The sequence below is a fragment of the Thiothrix caldifontis genome, from assembly GCF_900107695.1.
Lineage (GTDB): Bacteria > Pseudomonadota > Gammaproteobacteria > Thiotrichales > Thiotrichaceae > Thiothrix > Thiothrix caldifontis.
Map to the genome: position 1 here is coordinate 1 of NZ_FNQP01000006.1, position 17,132 is coordinate 17,132.

General features: G+C 47.3%; 12 protein-coding genes. 6 read left to right on the plus strand and 6 right to left on the minus strand.

The genetic code is table 11. From position 1 onward, the window contains the following. Positions 1 to 69: 69 nt before the first annotated feature. Positions 70 to 243, minus strand: a complete 174-nt coding sequence (locus BLV87_RS19270; RefSeq protein WP_175517799.1) for a hypothetical protein — start codon at positions 241 to 243, stop codon at positions 70 to 72. 89 nt (positions 244 to 332) lie between these two features. On the opposite strand from BLV87_RS19270, the gene BLV87_RS06130 reads away from it, so the two are divergent. After that, positions 333 to 3,284, plus strand: coding sequence for a type I restriction endonuclease subunit R (locus BLV87_RS06130; protein WP_093066484.1), 2,952 nt, complete (start codon positions 333 to 335; stop codon positions 3,282 to 3,284). After that, positions 3,271 to 4,005 carry a M48 family metallopeptidase gene (locus BLV87_RS06135; RefSeq protein ID WP_093066486.1) on the plus strand — a complete coding sequence of 245 codons (735 nt, stop codon included), beginning with the start codon at positions 3,271 to 3,273 and terminating at the stop codon, positions 4,003 to 4,005. The genes BLV87_RS06130 and BLV87_RS06135 overlap by 14 nt, the downstream gene beginning before the upstream one ends. Here BLV87_RS06135 and BLV87_RS06140 read toward each other — a convergent pair. Further along, entirely contained in the window at positions 4,002 to 5,063 is a 1,062-nt protein-coding gene (locus tag BLV87_RS06140; protein WP_175517858.1) for a class I SAM-dependent methyltransferase, read from the minus strand. The two genes, BLV87_RS06135 and BLV87_RS06140, sit on opposite strands and share 4 nt — an antisense overlap. Before the next feature lie 84 nt (positions 5,064 to 5,147). On the opposite strand from BLV87_RS06140, the gene BLV87_RS06145 reads away from it, so the two are divergent. Then, positions 5,148 to 5,837, plus strand: a complete 690-nt coding sequence (locus BLV87_RS06145) for a class I SAM-dependent methyltransferase (RefSeq protein WP_093066490.1) — start codon at positions 5,148 to 5,150, stop codon at positions 5,835 to 5,837. Here the strand turns inward: BLV87_RS06145 and creD are convergent. Further along, positions 5,791 to 7,140, minus strand: a complete 1,350-nt coding sequence (gene creD / locus BLV87_RS06150) for a cell envelope integrity protein CreD (protein WP_175517859.1) — start codon at positions 7,138 to 7,140, stop codon at positions 5,791 to 5,793. The two genes, BLV87_RS06145 and creD, sit on opposite strands and share 47 nt — an antisense overlap. A gap of 102 nt (positions 7,141 to 7,242) precedes the next feature. Continuing rightward, entirely contained in the window at positions 7,243 to 7,773 is a 531-nt protein-coding gene (locus BLV87_RS06155) for an SCP2 sterol-binding domain-containing protein (protein WP_093066494.1), read from the minus strand. 384 nt (positions 7,774 to 8,157) lie between these two features. Here BLV87_RS06155 and BLV87_RS06160 point away from each other — a divergent pair, with 384 nt between their 5' ends. From BLV87_RS06160 to BLV87_RS06170, 3 genes are read left to right on the plus strand one after another with little or no spacing between them, the layout of a single operon-like run. Beyond that, complete coding sequence (locus BLV87_RS06160) at positions 8,158 to 10,083, plus strand: PrkA family serine protein kinase (RefSeq protein ID WP_093066496.1); 1,926 nt, start codon at positions 8,158 to 8,160, stop codon at positions 10,081 to 10,083. A gap of 25 nt (positions 10,084 to 10,108) precedes the next feature. Next, complete coding sequence (locus BLV87_RS06165; RefSeq protein WP_093066498.1) at positions 10,109 to 11,398, plus strand: YeaH/YhbH family protein; 1,290 nt, start codon at positions 10,109 to 10,111, stop codon at positions 11,396 to 11,398. After that, positions 11,398 to 12,933 carry a SpoVR family protein gene (locus BLV87_RS06170; RefSeq protein WP_093066500.1) on the plus strand — a complete coding sequence of 512 codons (1,536 nt, stop codon included), beginning with the start codon at positions 11,398 to 11,400 and terminating at the stop codon, positions 12,931 to 12,933. Before BLV87_RS06165 ends, BLV87_RS06170 begins: the two co-directional genes overlap by 1 nt. A 14-nt stretch (positions 12,934 to 12,947) precedes the next feature. Here BLV87_RS06170 and BLV87_RS06175 read toward each other — a convergent pair whose 3' ends face one another. Both BLV87_RS06175 and BLV87_RS06180 read right to left on the minus strand, forming a co-directional pair. Beyond that, the gene (locus tag BLV87_RS06175) at positions 12,948 to 13,568 is read right to left on the minus strand and encodes a response regulator transcription factor (protein ID WP_093066502.1); all 621 of its coding nucleotides are present in this window, start codon (positions 13,566 to 13,568) and stop codon (positions 12,948 to 12,950) included. After that, on the minus strand, positions 13,565 to 16,939 hold the full coding sequence (locus BLV87_RS06180; RefSeq protein ID WP_093066504.1) for a CheR family methyltransferase: 3,375 nt from the start codon (positions 16,937 to 16,939) through the stop codon (positions 13,565 to 13,567). Before BLV87_RS06180 ends, BLV87_RS06175 begins: the two co-directional genes overlap by 4 nt. Positions 16,940 to 17,132 lie beyond the last annotated feature (193 nt).

Consider the following 17,132-nt stretch of genomic DNA (forward strand, 5'->3'; position numbering starts at 1 on the left):
CTGTTTGGGTAAAACGTTTGTCCAGTCCCTGTGGACTAATGGGGAGCTGTTGGAAGGCGGCTGTCCGACTTAATCCATCCAATGTGCTGGCAGGATTGCCCATCCAGCCAAACACCAAGCTGCGGATGAAGTTCGAGCCGCTGAGTTTGCGCTGGCGTTGAATGAAGCCGCTTTTTTTGCTAACGCGTCCGCTTTTTCATACAAGATGGCTTGCAATGCGGTGGCTACTTTTGTCAGTATCAATGCGCGGTCTCCTTGTCGAAGTCGATCTATTCGGTGTGCAAAACTAATAGCCTACCAGAGAGGGAGACCGCTTTCGCGGGTTAAAGTTGATGCGTATAGGCAACAATCTTTATACCCCCAACCAAACCCTGTACGGTTTCCTGCGCTACGGGGTTAAAATCAAATCTGATCACAGCGAACATACCCGCACCATCCACTTGATTGACTGGGCAAATCCCACCGCTAACGATTTCGCCATTGCCGAAGAAGTCACGATTTCCGGCAAGTATGATAAACGCCCCGACATTGTGCTGTACGTCAACGGTATTGCGCTCGGCGTGTTGGAGCTGAAACGCGCTACCGTGGGTGTGGCAGAAGGCATTGCGCAAAATCTGGATAACCAAAGCAGCACCTTCATCCGCCCGTTTTTTACCACCATGCAGCTAGTGATGGCAGGCAACGACAGCGAAGGCTTGCGCTACGGCACGATTGAAACACAAGCGAAATATTATCTGGAATGGCGCGAAGAAAACCCCGCTTACAACCCCAAAACCGACAGCAAAGACCAGCAATACCTGCCGCAATACAATTGCGGTGCGGTGGAAAGTCCGCTGGATTGCGCCCTGTTGCGCATTGCCAGCAAACCCCGCTTTTTGGAACTCATTCACGATTTTGTGGTGTTCGATAATGGCGTAAAAAAGCTGTGTCGCCATAACCAATATTTCGGCCTCAAAGCTGCGCAATCCCGTATCCGTCAACGTGAAGGCGGCATTATCTGGCACACCCAAGGTTCAGGCAAAAGCCTGACAATGGTGTGGCTGGCAAAATGGCTACGCGAAAATGTCGATGATAGCCGCGTGTTGATTATTACCGACCGCACTGAGCTGGATGAACAGATCGAAGGCGTGTTCAAAGGCGTGGATGAACACATTTACCGCTGTACCAGTGGGCGCGATATGGTGGGTGTGTTGAACCAGCCGATTGAATGGCTGATGTGTTCCCTAATCCACAAATTCGGCGCGGGCGAAGAAGGCAGCGAACAACAAACCAGTACCTTCATCAAGGAATTATTAAGCAGCATCCCCAAAGACTTTTCCGCCAAAGGCAACCTGTTTGTGTTCGTGGACGAATGCCATCGCACCCAATCGGGCAAGCTGCACAGCGCGATGCAAAAGCTATTGCCGAATGCCTTGTTCATCGGCTTCACCGGTACGCCTTTGCTGGACAACGACAAGCAAGCCAGTATTGCCACCTTTGGCTCCTTCATCCACACCTACAAATTTGATCAAGCTGTCAATGACAAGGTGGTGCTGGATTTGTGTTACGAAGCACGGGACATTAGCCAGTACATTGGGAATAAAACCAAGGTAGATGAGTTTTTCGAGCTAAAAACCAAGGGTTTATCCAAGATTGCTAAAGTGCGGGTCAAGCAGAAATGGCTGACCATGCAAAGCGTGTTGTCCAGCAAGTCACGTTTGCAAGAAATCGTGAATGACATCGTGTTGGACATGGAAACCAAGCCACGTTTAGAGAGTCGGCGTGGCAATGCCATGCTGGTGTGTGCGGACGTGTATCAAGCCTGCAAAGTGTATGAATTATTCGCTGCCACCGATCCCGCGCTGGCGAGTAAAACCGCTATTATCACCAGCTACCAACCGACCGCTGCCAGCATCAAAGGTGAGGGCGGTGATGAAAGCAATACCGAAAATCTGCACAAGTATAAAATTTACCGCAAGATGCTGGCGGCTTATTTCAACCAACCGGAAGATGAAGCAGTCAAGCGTGTGGCAGAGTTCGAGAAGAAGGTCAAAAAGCAGTTCAAGGAACAACCCGCACAAATGCGCTTGCTGATTGTGGTGGATAAATTGCTGACGGGTTTCGATGCGCCATCCGCCACTTACTTGTACATCGACAAGAAAATGCAGAACCACGGGTTATTTCAGGCCATTTGCCGTGTCAATCGGCTGGACGGCGAGGAAAAAACCTACGGTTACATCATTGATTACAAAGACCTGTTTAACAGCATTAAAGACGCAATGAGCAATTACACGGGTGGTGCATTTGCGGAATATGACAGCTCAGATGTGCAAGACCTGCTGAAAAACCGCCTGAAACAAGCCAAGCTGAAACTGGAAGAAACCCGCGAAGCCATTAAAGCCCTATGTGAACCTGTCGCATTGCCGCGTGATACCAATGATTACCTGGCGTATTTTGTTTCCAGCAACACCCTGAACCGTGACGAAGCCGAACAGAACGAAGGTAAGCGTTTGCTATTTTACAAACTGAGCGGGGCGTACCTGCGGGCGTATGCCGAGATTGCGGGTGAATTGTCGGAGGTGGGGTATTCCACGAGTGAAGCCGACAAAATCCGTGTCGAAGTGCGCCATTATCACGATGCCCGCGAAGCGGTGAAACACGCCAGCGGTGATTACAAGGATGCCAAAGACCTTGAACCCGCGATGCGGCATATCTTTGACCAGTTTATTCGCGCCGATGACAGCGATGTATTGGCAGATTTCGGCGACAAAGGTTTGATTGAAGTTTTGGTGGACAGTGGCATTGCCGCTTTGGAAAAACAGTTGCCGGAAAACGTGCGCAACAATAAAAAAGCAGTCGCAGAAACCATCGAAAACAATATCCGCAAAAGCATTAGCGACAACCGCAGCGTCAATCCTGCTTACTACGATAAGCTTTCAGAATTGCTGGACACGCTGATTCAACAACGCCAAACCGAAGTGCAGGCATACCAGCAATACCTCGAAAAGCTCAAAGCACTGGCTGAACAAATGAGCCAAGGGCAAGCGGCGCAAATTTGCCCCGCCACGCTTAAAACTCAAGCCATGCGCAACCTTTACGCCAATTTAGAACAGGATGAAACCCTGACACTAGCCGTGCATGAAACGGTGATGAGCTATAAAAAAGCGGGCTGGACGGGCAATAATGCAGCCGCGCTGTTGAAAGAAAAACGTGTTCGGCAAGCGATTATGCAGATTGCCGGTTTGGAAGTGGCTAAAATCGACGGTTTAATGAATGTGATCAAAGCACAGTATGAATACCACTAGCCCGCTGTTACAGCCTGCCTTGACCGTCAGTGACATTCCCGTATACGTCACGCGCAAAGCCATCAAAAATCTGCATTTGGGAGTGTATCCACCGGAGGGGCAAGTGCGTGTTTCAGCCCCCGAACATTTTACTACCGACCATATCCGCCTAGCCGTGGTGACACGCCTGAAGTGGATTAAAACCCAACAGCAACGTTTCCAGCAGCAAGCCCGCCAAACCCCGCGTGAGATGGTATCCGGTGAATCGCATTACTTGTGGGGAACACGCTATCGGCTGGAGGTTGTGTATCAATCCGGCAAACACAGGCTCACGTCTAAAGGTGAATTTCTACGTTTGACGGTTAGCCCCGGCACAAGTACCGAAAATCGTGTGTTGGTTTTGCACGATTACTACCGCCAGCAACTCAAGCAGCGCATCCCTGCGTTACTGGAAAAATGGCAAGTGCGTATTGGAAACGAGGTAACAGGTTGGGGCATCAAGCGCATGAAAACCAAATGGGGCAGTTGCAATATCACTGACCGCCGTATTTGGTTGAATCTGGAACTTGCCAAAAAGTCACCAGAATGTTTGGAATATGTGCTGGTGCATGAGTTAGTGCATTTGCGGGAGCCGCAACACAATGCACGCTTTACCGCTTTAATGAATGAACACTTACCGCATTGGCGCACATTACGCGATCAACTTAACGGCGAATACCTTGCAGCAGAAGCATGGTATTAAGGCACAACAGTTCCCCACACTGAAAAAATCGGATCAGACACGGCTGTTTCCCGCCTATGCGGATCATCCATCGGGCGTGGTAAGCCCCGCACCGATTCAGTATGCAAGTCGATGAACCGCCCCGTTTTTACGAAATAATCCAGTACCAAGCCTTGGCGCTCGAATGGGTGCATCTCTGCCCACATATCAATCACTTTATTGGGAAACCAGCGTGTGGAAAACGTCATTATGACAATACCCCCGGCTTTAACGACCCGTGCTAACTCGCGCATCACTTCCAATGGTTGTGTGAGGTATTCGACAGATACCGTACAAATCACTGCATCAAAACAAGCATCCGCAAACGGCAATAGCGGCGCGTGGTTGAGATCGTGGACGACGTATTGTTGCAAACGTGGGTTCGCGGCTAATTCCACCTGATTCATGCCGAGTCCCGTGACTTGCACATCAAGCGTATCCGGCAGGTGTGATACGCAACTGCTCATCAAATCAAGGATGTGCATCCCCGTTTGTAGCAAGCGCCCGTACAGCGCCGTCACTTGTGCTATCGCGGTTTTGTCCAAATGGGTTACTAAACGCGGGTTGCTGTAGTACTCGGTATCGGTGCGGTCATCCTTGCGGGTGAATGGGTAAATGGCATAGTAATCCGGCGCAATACCGGGGTAGGGGGCTTGCATTCCTGAACCATTGGTCATGAATAACCCCATGATGTCTTGCTCTTGCGCCACATTAGCGGGGGCGTTTACGGTGGGTGTATAAGGTGTAAGCGGGTGATTGGGGTCAATCGTCAAGGTGTTTGGGGTGGTGGCGATGACGCGGAACGGGCGAAAATCGCTGCGCGAACAACCGAGCGCTTCCCATGCGTAAGCGTGCGGGTAAAAACGCCCGACTTTGGGTTCAAGCGTGAGTTGACGTTGCTGGCCATTGAATTGGATACGCGGAAAAGTGACGGTGGCAGCACCCACCAAATGCTCACTGGCTTTGGGGATGTTATTGACAAATAAACGGTCGCAGTGTGTAGCGACGGCGCTGTGCCAAGTGAGGGTGAATTCATCCATGCTGTGAACCTCTTGTCTGTAAATGTTTCTGTGGTATGGCATCTTGTGAAATCATAAAAATTAACAAAAACCGAAGGCAATAGCATGATTAATTGGTTGCACAGCAAATGGCATCGCCCGGAAAAGGGTTGGGATCCGGTTGATCCGGCATGGGCGTTGGAGTATGCCGAGGCCGAATGGCGTATGGTGGATCATGCGCTATTGGACACGCTGGAAGCAAAATTAGGTGGCTTGGCAGGCAAGCGTGTGCTGGATATGGGGGCAGGAGCCGGGCAATACAGCGTAGCATTGGCACAGCGAGGCGCGGATGTGACTTGGCATGATATTTCCCGCACTTATAGAACATTTGCTCAAGCTAAAGCAGCGGATGCGGGTGTAACGCTGCATTGGTCATTGGGGTATCTGGAAGAGACGCAAGCGTTGCCAGCGGCGAGCTTTGATCTGATTTTTAACCGGATTTGCTGGTATTACTGCCAAAACGATCAGGCTTTTGCGCGGCAATTGTGGGGCTTACTCAAGCCAGCAGGGGTGTTGTATATCCATACACCCAACAGCCAGTTTCATGGGGAGGGTATGCCAACCTTGGCGCGTTTACGCACTTGGTTAAATGCGCAAACGGGTTTTAAGGTGGGGCATCCAATGTTACCGCCTCGCCGTGTTGCTAACTTGTTTGCTGCATTGCCGATCAGCCGTTTGGAGGCCGATTACCGTGACCCGCGTAATGATGTTATTTGGGTGTGGAAAGTAGGTGGCGAGTCACATACATCATCATAAGCGTTGCTAACAACACTAGCCCAGCACCAATCAACAAGGCGTAATCTTCCATCTGTAAGAGAAAGAATAACAAGGCATACAGCATGGTCAGTAATAGCAATAACAGGAAAGCCCGACGGCTGCTGTGCAAGATAAACTCAGTGTAAACCGTGATACTCAGTACTGTGGTCGCTGATGCAGCGATATAAGCATACAAGAAACCGATATGTTCAGCTAAGGCGAGCAGTATCAAATAAAATAGCGCTAACGCAACACCAACAAGACTGTATTGCAAGACATGCAGGCGTTGTTTGAGACTGATTTCAAATGCCAGAAACATCAGAAATGTCAGGCCAATAAATAATACACCGTATTTTACGGCACGGTTCACTAAGGTATACAGTGGGTCAGGTTCGGACAAATTTACGCCCGCACTAATACTGTGCAAGTCGTAAGTTTGTTGATCCTCCAGCACCCAGTATTGCGGGTAACTGCGCACGAGATGGGGAATGTCCCATTCAGCATGAAAGCCTGCTTCCGTCACTTCTTGTTTATTGGGGGGTAAGTCACCCTGAAAACTGGGGTGAGTCCAGGCAGATGTCATGCGAATGGCGGTATTTTCTCCTACGGGTGAGAAAAATAGTCCTTCACTGCCACGTATGGTTATGCTGAGTTTAAATTCATTACTGGTGTCGCTATCAGCGCTAACACTAAGCGGCACATGAAAACCGCTAGGGAGCAATTTACTCAGGCGCGTACCGGGTTCTAGTTCGATACGCCCATCATTCCAAAAAAATGTAGAGGCGGTATCAATAGCGCGTGGATCAGTCAAACCAATGGCAATGAAAGCTTTATCCCAGACAATTCGGCGTCCGCCTTCGCTGGATTGCAGCACTTGTGAATGATTAAATTTGCCGCTTAAGCTAATCGTCGTCGTATACACCAAGGCATCGTAAATACCGTGTTGCTGGTGTTCTTCATTGAGATTGGCGCGGATTTCAAGTTTTTCCGGTAACAAAATCGCGGTACGGTCGTTGTAAATGTCTTTGCTGACGACACGGTTTTCACCGTTTTCAGCCGTCACTGTATCGACACTGGTGAAATGTTCGACGTAAGGCACGATTAACACTGGGCCTGTCAGGGTTTGTTTGCCACCCCAAAGATTAGCAACGCTGTGCAGCGTATTTTGGTAATAGTTTTGACGCTCTTTGACGATTCTTTCTGCTAGAAATAAGGGGATCAACATCAGCAATCCCAGCAGGATGATGATCAGCACACGCAGTCCCAAAGATTGCGACAAGTTATGTAAAAGGGATTTTTGCATCTGAAGAGGAGTCTGCTCCGACATACGTTTCATCCTAGTATTGACGGGGCGGATAATAGCATAAAACGGGGTATAGACTTACACCCCGTCAGGTATGTTGATTTATTTAGCTTTACACTCGGTTTTAGTGCCTGCAACTTTACCGGTGAGTTTCAGGAAATTCTCAAACGGCCCCATGACTTTCATGGCTTCCATTTTGGGGCCGGTAAATTTGAGTTTGCCTGTGCTCATGGCTCCCATTGCACCACAACCGAACTTGCCTTCGCCCATACAAGCCCAATCTGCATCAGTAGCGTGCATGAGGTAGTCGTAGCTGGCATCCATTTTTTTGCCATCCGGTGCACCACCGTAGTTACACATGGCTTTATCACCTTGCAAACTGATGTTCAATTGTACTTTGGTGCTTTCACCACAATCAGTGCGATACATTTGCACCAATTTGTAGCCACGGCTGTTATCATTTTTGATCCAGGAATAGCCATCATTATCCATCAAGCCCGTGGTTAAGGTGGTATCGGCATTCCACGCATCGCAGGCTTGTTTCGCCCATGCAGCATCCATGAACTCAGCAGCGTGGGTGGGGGCTGCAACCAATACCAGTAGGCAGGACGCCAGCGTCATCTGTTTCAACATGTAAAATTCCTCCTCATTTCTCTCATTTATTAGCATTGGGTTACCCAATGATAATTATTGGGTAACACCGCAGCCTTGATATAGCAGATAAAGCATAGCGAGGAAAGGTTCTTTTTACGTAGATAACGGAAGACCCTCCGTTTGTCCGCTATTTGTGTTTGCAAGGGGTTTTTCAGTTTAAATTATGAACATGAGAAAGGGGCTGATTACACTTTTTCATGAATTACTTGTCTACAGTAAAAGGTAGGCGGAAATTCAACATTAGCCAGTTTGCAGTCACTTGGCATTTGACTTGCAAACTGTCACTATCAGAAGCAGATAGTTGTCTGTATATACATCGCAGGGCAGTTGCCTGCCCCCGTATTTACCGTGAAGGGGTACACAATGAGTAGCATTTTCAATCACTATCAATCTCGATACGAAGCTTTGCAAGAAGAAGAGTATTCGTTGCAAGAGTATCTGGATCTGTGCAAGCGCGACACTATGGCTTATGCCACCGCCGCTGAACGTATGTTGTACGCCATCGGTGAAGCGGAACTGGTCGATACGTCCCGCGACCCACGCATGAGCCGGATGTTTTCCAACAAAGTTATCCGTCGCTATCCGGCGTTTTCTGAATTCTATGGCATGGAAGAGTGCATTGAGCAAATCGTATCCTTCTTCCGTCATGCAGCGCAAGGCTTGGAAGAAAGCAAGCAGGTGTTGTATTTGTTGGGGCCGGTGGGTGGTGGTAAATCCTCCCTCGCAGAACGCCTCAAAGCACTGATCGAAAAAGCCCCGATTTATTGCATCAAAGGTTCACCGATTAATGAATCCCCTTTGGGTTTGTTTAATGTGGAGGAAGATGGCGCGATTTTGGAAGAAGATTTCGGCATCCCAGCCCGTTATTTGAAAACGGTTATGTCCCCGTGGGCGGTTAAGCGCTTGCACGAATACGGCGGCGACATCACCAAATTCCGCGTGGTGAAGCGTTATCCTTCGCGTCTTAACCAAATTGCCGTATCCAAAACCGAACCGGGCGATGAAAATAACCAAGACATTTCTTCATTGGTAGGCAAAGTCGATATTCGTAAGCTGGAGGATTTTCCGCAAAACGATACTGATGCTTACAGCTATTCCGGTGGCTTGTGCTTGTCGAACCAAGGTTTGATGGAATTCGTAGAGATGTTTAAAGCACCGATCAAAGTGCTGCATCCACTCCTGACTGCCACACAGGAAGGTAACTTCAATGGTACCGAAAGCATCGGTGCTATTCCGTTCAGTGGTGTGATTCTGGCGCATTCCAACGAATCTGAATGGCAGACTTTCAAAAATAACCGCAATAACGAGGCATTCATCGACCGCGTGTCGATTGTCAAAGTGCCGTATTGCTTGCGTGTGACCGAAGAAATCAAGATTTATGAAAAGTTGCTGATCAACAGTTCGTTGGCGTCGTCGCCGTGTGCACCGGATACATTGAAGATGCTGGCACAATTCATTGTGCTGTCACGTCTGAAAGAGCCAGAAAACTCCAGTTTGTTCTCGAAAATGCGTATTTACGATGGTGAAAACCTGAAGGATATTGATCCTAAAGCCAAGACGATTCAGGAATACCAAGATGCAGCGGGTGTGGATGAGGGCATGAATGGCCTGTCGACGCGTTTTGCTTTCAAGATTCTGTCTAAAGTCTTTAACTATGATGCAACCGAGGTGGCGGCTGATCCCGTACACTTGATGTATGTATTGGAACGCCAGATTGAGAAGGAACAATTCCAACGCGAATTGCAAGATCGCTACATCCGCTTTATTAAAGAATACCTTGCTCCCCGTTATGTGGATTTCATTGGTAAAGAAATTCAAACGGCTTACCTCGAATCGTATTCTGAATATGGGCAAAACTTGTTCGACCGCTATGTGACGTATGCCGACTTCTGGATTCAGGATCAGGAGTTCCGTGACCCTGAAACGGGCGAGTTCTTAGACCGTGCTGCACTCAATGCCGATCTGGAAAAGATCGAGAAGCCAGCAGGCATTAGTAATCCGAAAGATTTTCGTAACGAGATTGTTAACTTTGTGCTACGAGCGCGAGCTAACAACAATGGGCGTAATCCCGTATGGACGAGTTATGAAAAACTGCGCCGTGTGATTGAGATGAAAATGTTCTCTAGCACCGAAGATTTGCTGCCGGTCATTTCGTATGGTGCAAAATCGTCTGCGGATGAACAGCGCAAACATGACAACTTCGTGGAGCGCATGATGAAACGCGGCTATACCGAAAAACAAGTGCGCTTGTTGGCTGAGTGGTATTTACGGGTACGTAAATCACAGTAAGCGGTGATACCAAAAGGAGTGCCGTATGGCCTATATTGTTGATCGTCGGTTAAACAGCAAAAACAAAAGTCTGGTGAATCGGGAGCGCTTTTTAAAGCGCTATCAGAAGCAAATTCGCCGCGCTGTGTCGGATGCGGTGAGCCGTCGCAACATCACGGATATGGAACAAGGGGAGAGTATTACGATCCCCAAGCGTGATATTTCTGAGCCGGTATTTCGTCACGGGCAGGGCGGTAAGCGTAGCATTGTGCATACTGGCAATAAGGAGTTTGTGGAAGGCGACCGCATTCAACGCCCACCAGGGGGCGCGGGCGGCGGTAGTGGTTCAGGGCAAGCGTCTGCTGATGGCGAGGGCATGGAAGACTTCGTATTTCAGATTTCTCAGGAAGAATTTCTCGAATACTTGTTTGAAGACCTTGCCTTGCCGAATATGGTTAAACGCCAGTTACTCAGTGCGGATTCGTTTGATTATCATCGTGCAGGCGTAAGCGAGGTAGGGAATCCCGCACAAATGAATATTGTGCGCTCGATGCGCAGTGCCCATGCGCGGCGGATTGCATTGTGTGGCAAAGAACGCCGCCGCCGTCGTGAAGTATTAGCAGAATTGGCGGTATTGGATGAGGGGGAGGCCAGTGAGGCAGTTGAAACACAACGTGGTGTATTGCAGGCAGAATTAGCGCGTTTGAATGTCAAAATTCATGCTGTTCCATGGTTAGATGATTTCGACTTGAAATACAACCTCAAAGTGAAATTGCCCAAACCATCCCCGAAAGCAGTGATGTTCTGTGTGATGGATGTGTCAGGCTCTATGACACAAGACATCAAGGATACGGCAAAACGTTTCTTTTTCTTACTGTACCTATTCCTGAAAAAGAACTACGAGAAAATCGAAGTAGTTTTTATCCGTCACCATACGCAAGCACAGGAAGTCGATGAAAACACCTTCTTCTATGCGCGTGAAACGGGGGGTACGGTGGTTTCCAGCGCCCTGAATTTGATGGGTGATATTATTGAGGAACGTTATGCACCAAGCCAGTGGAATATCTACGTTGCCCAAGCGTCTGATGGCGATAACTGGCATGAAGATAATCAACGTTGCCACGATGCACTGATCAATACGGTATTGCCATTTGTGCAGTATTACACTTACATCGAGATTGGGGATCGTGATCCACAAGGCTTGTGGTATTTGTATGAGCATTTGCAACGCGATTTTATAGACCGTTTTGCGATTCAACGGGTACGCAATAATGCTGAAATTTACCCCGTTTTCCGTGAGTTGTTTCGGAAACATGCGGGTGAGGAGGTCAACTAATGACTGAAGATGCAACCGAGAATAGCCGTGAACAACGGTATATTTCGACCAGTTCGGAATGGACATTCGAAACCATTGAAGCGTATGACCGTGAAATTGCTCGCATTGCCCGCGATAAGTTCAAGCTGGATACTTACCCCAATCAGATTGAAATGATCCGTTCTGATCAGATGATGGATGCGTATGCCTCAATCGGGATGCCGGTGTTTTACAATCATTGGTCGTATGGCAAGCATTTTGTCAATGTGGAGCAGAACTACAGTCGGGGACGCATGGGCTTGGCGTATGAAATCGTCATCAATTCCAACCCCTGTATTGCGTATTTGATGGAAGAAAATACCATGACCATGCAAGCGTTAGTGATTGCGCACGCTTGTTATGGGCATAACTCGTTTTTCAAAGGCAATTATTTGTTCCGTACCTGGACAGATGCAGAAGCAATCATCGACTATCTGATGTTTGCGAAAAAATACATCAGTCAGTGTGAAGAGCGTTATGGTGTTGAGCAAGTCGAGTTACTGCTGGATTCTTGTCATGCTTTGATGAATTACGGGGTAGACCGTTATAAACGCCCTGCGCCCATTTCAGCGGCGGAAGAACAAAACCGTCAGCAAGAGCGTGAGTTATACATTCAGCAACACCTCAACGATCTGTGGCGTACTTTGCCGCATCGTGGACGTGAGCGTGAAGAAGAGAGGGTGGTGCGGCATTTCCCGGAAGAGCCGCAAGAAAATTTGCTGTATTTCATTGAAAAGAACTCACCATCGCTGGATATTTGGCAGCGTGAAATCATTCGTATCGTGCGTAAGGTGGCTCAATATTTCTACCCGCAGCGGCAGACGCAGGTGATGAATGAAGGCTGGGCGACCTTTTGGCATTACACCATTCTGAATGAAATGTATGACGAGGGTTTGGTGAACGAAGGCTTTATGATGGAGTTTCTCACTTCACATACCAATGTGGTGATGCAGCCCGGTTTTGATAGCCCGTATTACAGTGGGATTAATCCTTATGCATTGGGCTTTGCGATGATGAGCGATATTCGCCGTATCTGTGAAAACCCAACCGAAGAAGATAAGCGCTGGTTCCCTGATATTGCGGGCGGTGATTGGTTGAGTACCTTGGATCAGGTGATGCGCAATTACCGTGATGAAAGTTTCATCCTGCAATTCTTATCCCCTAAAGTGATACGCGATTTCCGCTTTTTTGCGTTGGAAGATGATGATCGCAAAAATACCATTGATGTAGCGGCTATTCATAATGATGAGGGGTATCGACGGGTGCGGGAAATGTTATCGCTGCAATACAATTTGAGTCAGCAGGAGCCGGATATTCAAATCTATAAAGTGAATGTACGCGGTGATCGTTCACTGACCTTGCAGCATGTGTTGAATGAGCGCCGCCCTTTGAACAACGATGTGAATGAAATGTTACGCCACGTGCATCAGCTTTGGGGGTATGACGTTCATTTACATTCGGTAGAACCCGATGGGCGTACCGTGCGAAGTTTTCATCTGGTTGGCGAGCACTACTAAACCATTAACAGCGACTAGATTTTTTCGTTGTCTGTCGCTTCACGCGCCATGTTCACTAATTCAATCAGTGACGTGGCGTGCATTTTATCCATCATGTGACTGCGGTGAAACTCCACTGTTTTAATGCTGACGCCCAGTTTGGTGGCAATTTCTTTATTGGAATGGTTGTCGATCACCAACTCCATCACCTCGCGCTCACGTTCGGTCAGATTAGCGATACGTGCTTGGGTCATGGTTAAACGGATGCGGGATTGTTGATTTTCAACATCTAAGGCTAACGCTTCATGCACGTAATCCAACAATACTTGATCTTCAAACGGTTTTTCTAAGAAATACATTGCACCTGCTTGCATGGCTCGTACTGCCATTGGAATGTCACCATGCCCGGTAATAAAGAGAATGGGCAATGCGTATTTTTGTTTGGTCAGGAATTGCTGTAATTGCAAGCCACTCATACCTGGCATTCGCACATCCAAAATCAAGCAACCAATCATGTGCATGGTATAAAACTTGAGAAAATCTTCGGCTGAGCCAAATGTCGCTACTTTCAAGCGCATGGACTCTAACAACCAGCGTAAAGAGTCACGCACAGCTGGATCATCATCAACAATAAATACGGTAGGTTCATAATTCATTTACGGTTAGTTCCTGTTAACGGTAAGGTAAAACTAAAAGTAGCACCTTGAGTAGGATTATTGACGGCTTCAAGCTTACCACCGTGAGCCTCAATGATGGAACTGCTGATAGGTAGCCCCATACCCATACCGCTTTTTTTACTGGTATAGAAAGGACGGAAAATCTTATTGGCAAAGTCTTCAGGTAGGCCAGTGCCTTCATCAATCACTGAAACCCTTATCGCGTGTGTGCCGACAGGTTCAGTGACGATATGCAGTTTACCAATAGTTTCTGGTGAAAATTCTTCCATTGCATCCAAGGCATTTAGAATCATATTGACCAATACCTGTTCGATCTGGATTTTATTGACATTTACCAAACGTAACTTGGGATAAAGCGCTTTGCTTAATTTAACTTGTTTAAACTGTTCTGTGGTATCCAGTAAATGTAAGGTTTCTTCAATGATCTGGTTAATATCGTGTTCTTGCCATTCGACATCTTGATCTTTACGAGTAAAGTCCTTTGCATACCGTAGAATTTCACCTGCCCGTCGTACTTGAGTGCTGACTAATTGCATGACATCGGCAATATCCGTCATGCTGCATTCGTTGCTTTTCATGCGTAATTCACAACCGCGAATGTAATTGGCAATCGCAGACAGCGGCTGATTCAGTTCATGCGCAATGCCCGAGGCCATTTCACCTAGGGTATTTAAACGCATGATATGCGCCAGCTCTTGTTGACGGTCAGCCAATAATTGTTGGGCAATCATGCGATCAGTGTGGTCTACAATAATCGACATAATGCGCAATTCATCGTTATCCAAATGAATCAATACTGGGCGTACTTCCAGCCAACGCACATTGCCTTTGAAGGTTCTAACCTTGACTTCACGGGCGTGAAATTCGCCAGTTTGACTGATTTGGGTGATACAGGCATCCACGTCCGCTTGGTATTCAGGAAAAACGAAATCTTTGAGCGAATGCCCGATCAACTGTTCTGGATTTTTAGCTTCCATAATCAGTGGTCCTGCTGGGTTCACCTCTTGAATTGTGCCATCCAACGCGCAAATGTTAATCCAGTTGGGTTGACTCTGGAAAATGGTATCCAACTTAGCGCGTTCAATTTCCAGACGAGCTTCCGCCCATTTGCGTTCTTCGATTTCGTGTAATAACAGTTCGTTGGTGTTTTTCAGTTGTAAGTTAGCGGCTTCGAGTTCACTACTTTTGACACTAACTTCCTGATTAACAGTGCGTAATTCTTCATTGGTGGATTGCAGTTCTTCATTGGATGTCTGCAATTCTTCACTGGATGTGTAGAGTTCTTCGTTGGTTGATTGGGCTTCTTCGTAAGTGGATTGCAGTTCTTCGTTGGAGGTTTCCAATTCTTCAATCGTGGTTTGCAAACTTTCACGAACCTCACGTAGTTCTTCTTCTAACTCTTTGATACGCAAAGCATCGCTAACGTTAATAGCCTCTTGTTCTGGCGTAGTAGGATAATCGTTAGCTGGTAGTACTTCAAAAATAACGACGCTGACTTCGGTTTCAGTTAGTTTTCCAGCAGGAAAGTGGCGGGTTCGCATCACAACGCGTACCGGTTCACCATTGATTGTGAAATTGATGCGACGGCTGCTAATGGTTTCATCGGTGCGCCGTGCTTTGTAAATTAGACCGCGTAAATCTTGGCGCAATTCGGTACGAATTAAATCCAGAACACCCAACGCTGCTCGACCTTCAGCAAAACCAAGGTAGGGATCAACATTTCCTCGAACATACACAATTTCCTGACGGTCATCCAACATGATGCAAGCAGGTTGGTAAATATTGACTAACAGCTTGTCGATAGAGTCTTGTAATTTAGCTCGGGGTTTATCGCGGAGATTATTGCTGTAATGTTGGTTGCGTTGTTCACGGAGTGAGCGATTTTGCAATAAATAGGGTAAGTGTCCTTTAATGTCGCTGCGGCGGCGATAAATACGTGATTTACGATCCACGGTGATAAATAAACGGTCACTGCCACCAATGGTTTCAGATTTGCCGAGAAACATAATGCCATCAGGTTCTAAACCGTAATGGAAGGATTCCAATACATTGCGCTGCAATGTTTGATTGAAATAAATCAATACATTACGACATGATACTAAATTCAAGTGTGAGAAAGGTGGGTCGCGTACTAAGTCATGACGCGCAAACAGTACCATGTTGCGAATGGTTTGGGTCAGTTGGTATTCACCGTCTTTTTGAATGAAATATTTGTCGAGAATGCGTTGATCAATTCCTGCTACTGAAGCTTTGGAATAACGCGCCTGACGGGCAATAGTCAAAACGCCATCGTATAAGTCAGTACCGAAAATTTGTATCTTATAACGGGCAATGCGGTTGCCGAGGTATTCGGACAGCATAATAGCAATGGAATATGCTTCTTCACCCGTGGCACAGCCCGCCACCCACACCCGGATTTCGTGTCCGCCTTCAGGAACTACGTCTTCAATTACCCGTCGCAAGGCTTGATAAGCATCTGTATCGCGGAAAAAACTAGTAACTGAGATCAGAATATCATTGTGCAGTTCGTATAATTCTTCAGGTTTCTGTTTCAGATAGGCAGCATACTCACTCAATTGCTTGCACTTGTGTACCGTCATGCGGCGTTCGATACGGCGCAGTAAGGTATTGCGTTTGTAATCACGAAAATCTGTGCCAGTTTGATCGAGTAGCATCCTCAGGATTTCCTGAATCTCATCTTCACTCGGTTCAGGCTTGCTGGCAAATAAGAACGAAATATCCGGTTGCGCCAGCATATCGTGGATTTGCTGGGCAATATCTTCGGGGGGAAGCGCAAGATCAACATGCCCCGTGCCGATAGCGGAATGTGGCATACTGTCAAACCGTGCAGTGGATTCGAGTTGTGCAATGGTAATGCCGCCTTCTGCCTTGATAGCTCGGATACCATGTGTACCATCAGTGCCTGTTCCAGAAAGAATAATGCCTACTGAGTGTCTGCCATGATTTTCTTCTAATGAGGCGAACAGACGATCGACTGAGGGTTTGGGGCCAATTCCTGTGGCTTTTTCTAGATGGAAACGCCCGTTAGCATAAAACGCATCCATAGCTGGCGGGATGATGTAAAAAGTTCCTGCTTTGATTGATTGATTATTTTGCAGTTCAGCAATGGGAAGTTTAGTCTCACGTGCAAGTATAGGCACCATCATGCTGCTATGTTTGGGATCTAAGTGTTGCGCAAGAATGTAAACTACCCGCTCATCAATCGGCAAATTAGGTACGAGCGCCCGAAGTGCTTCTAGCCCTCCAGCAGATGCACCAATTCCTACAATGATCATTCGATTGTCATCTTCTCTGCTACTTACTTGCTCGGTGTCAGTATCGGCTGTCATAATTTCATCCCTGTTTTTGCAAAATAATAATAGCAGATGGGTGTATTGCGTCCAAAAAATTGGGGAGTCAGATAACTCTGACTCCCCAATATAAGCATTATTATAGTTTCGTTTGGTCTGTTTTGTTAGTACTTGCTTTCTCTCCTAGCTCAGTATTTAACACTGTTGTTGCAAGCACTGGGCGGATTGTAAT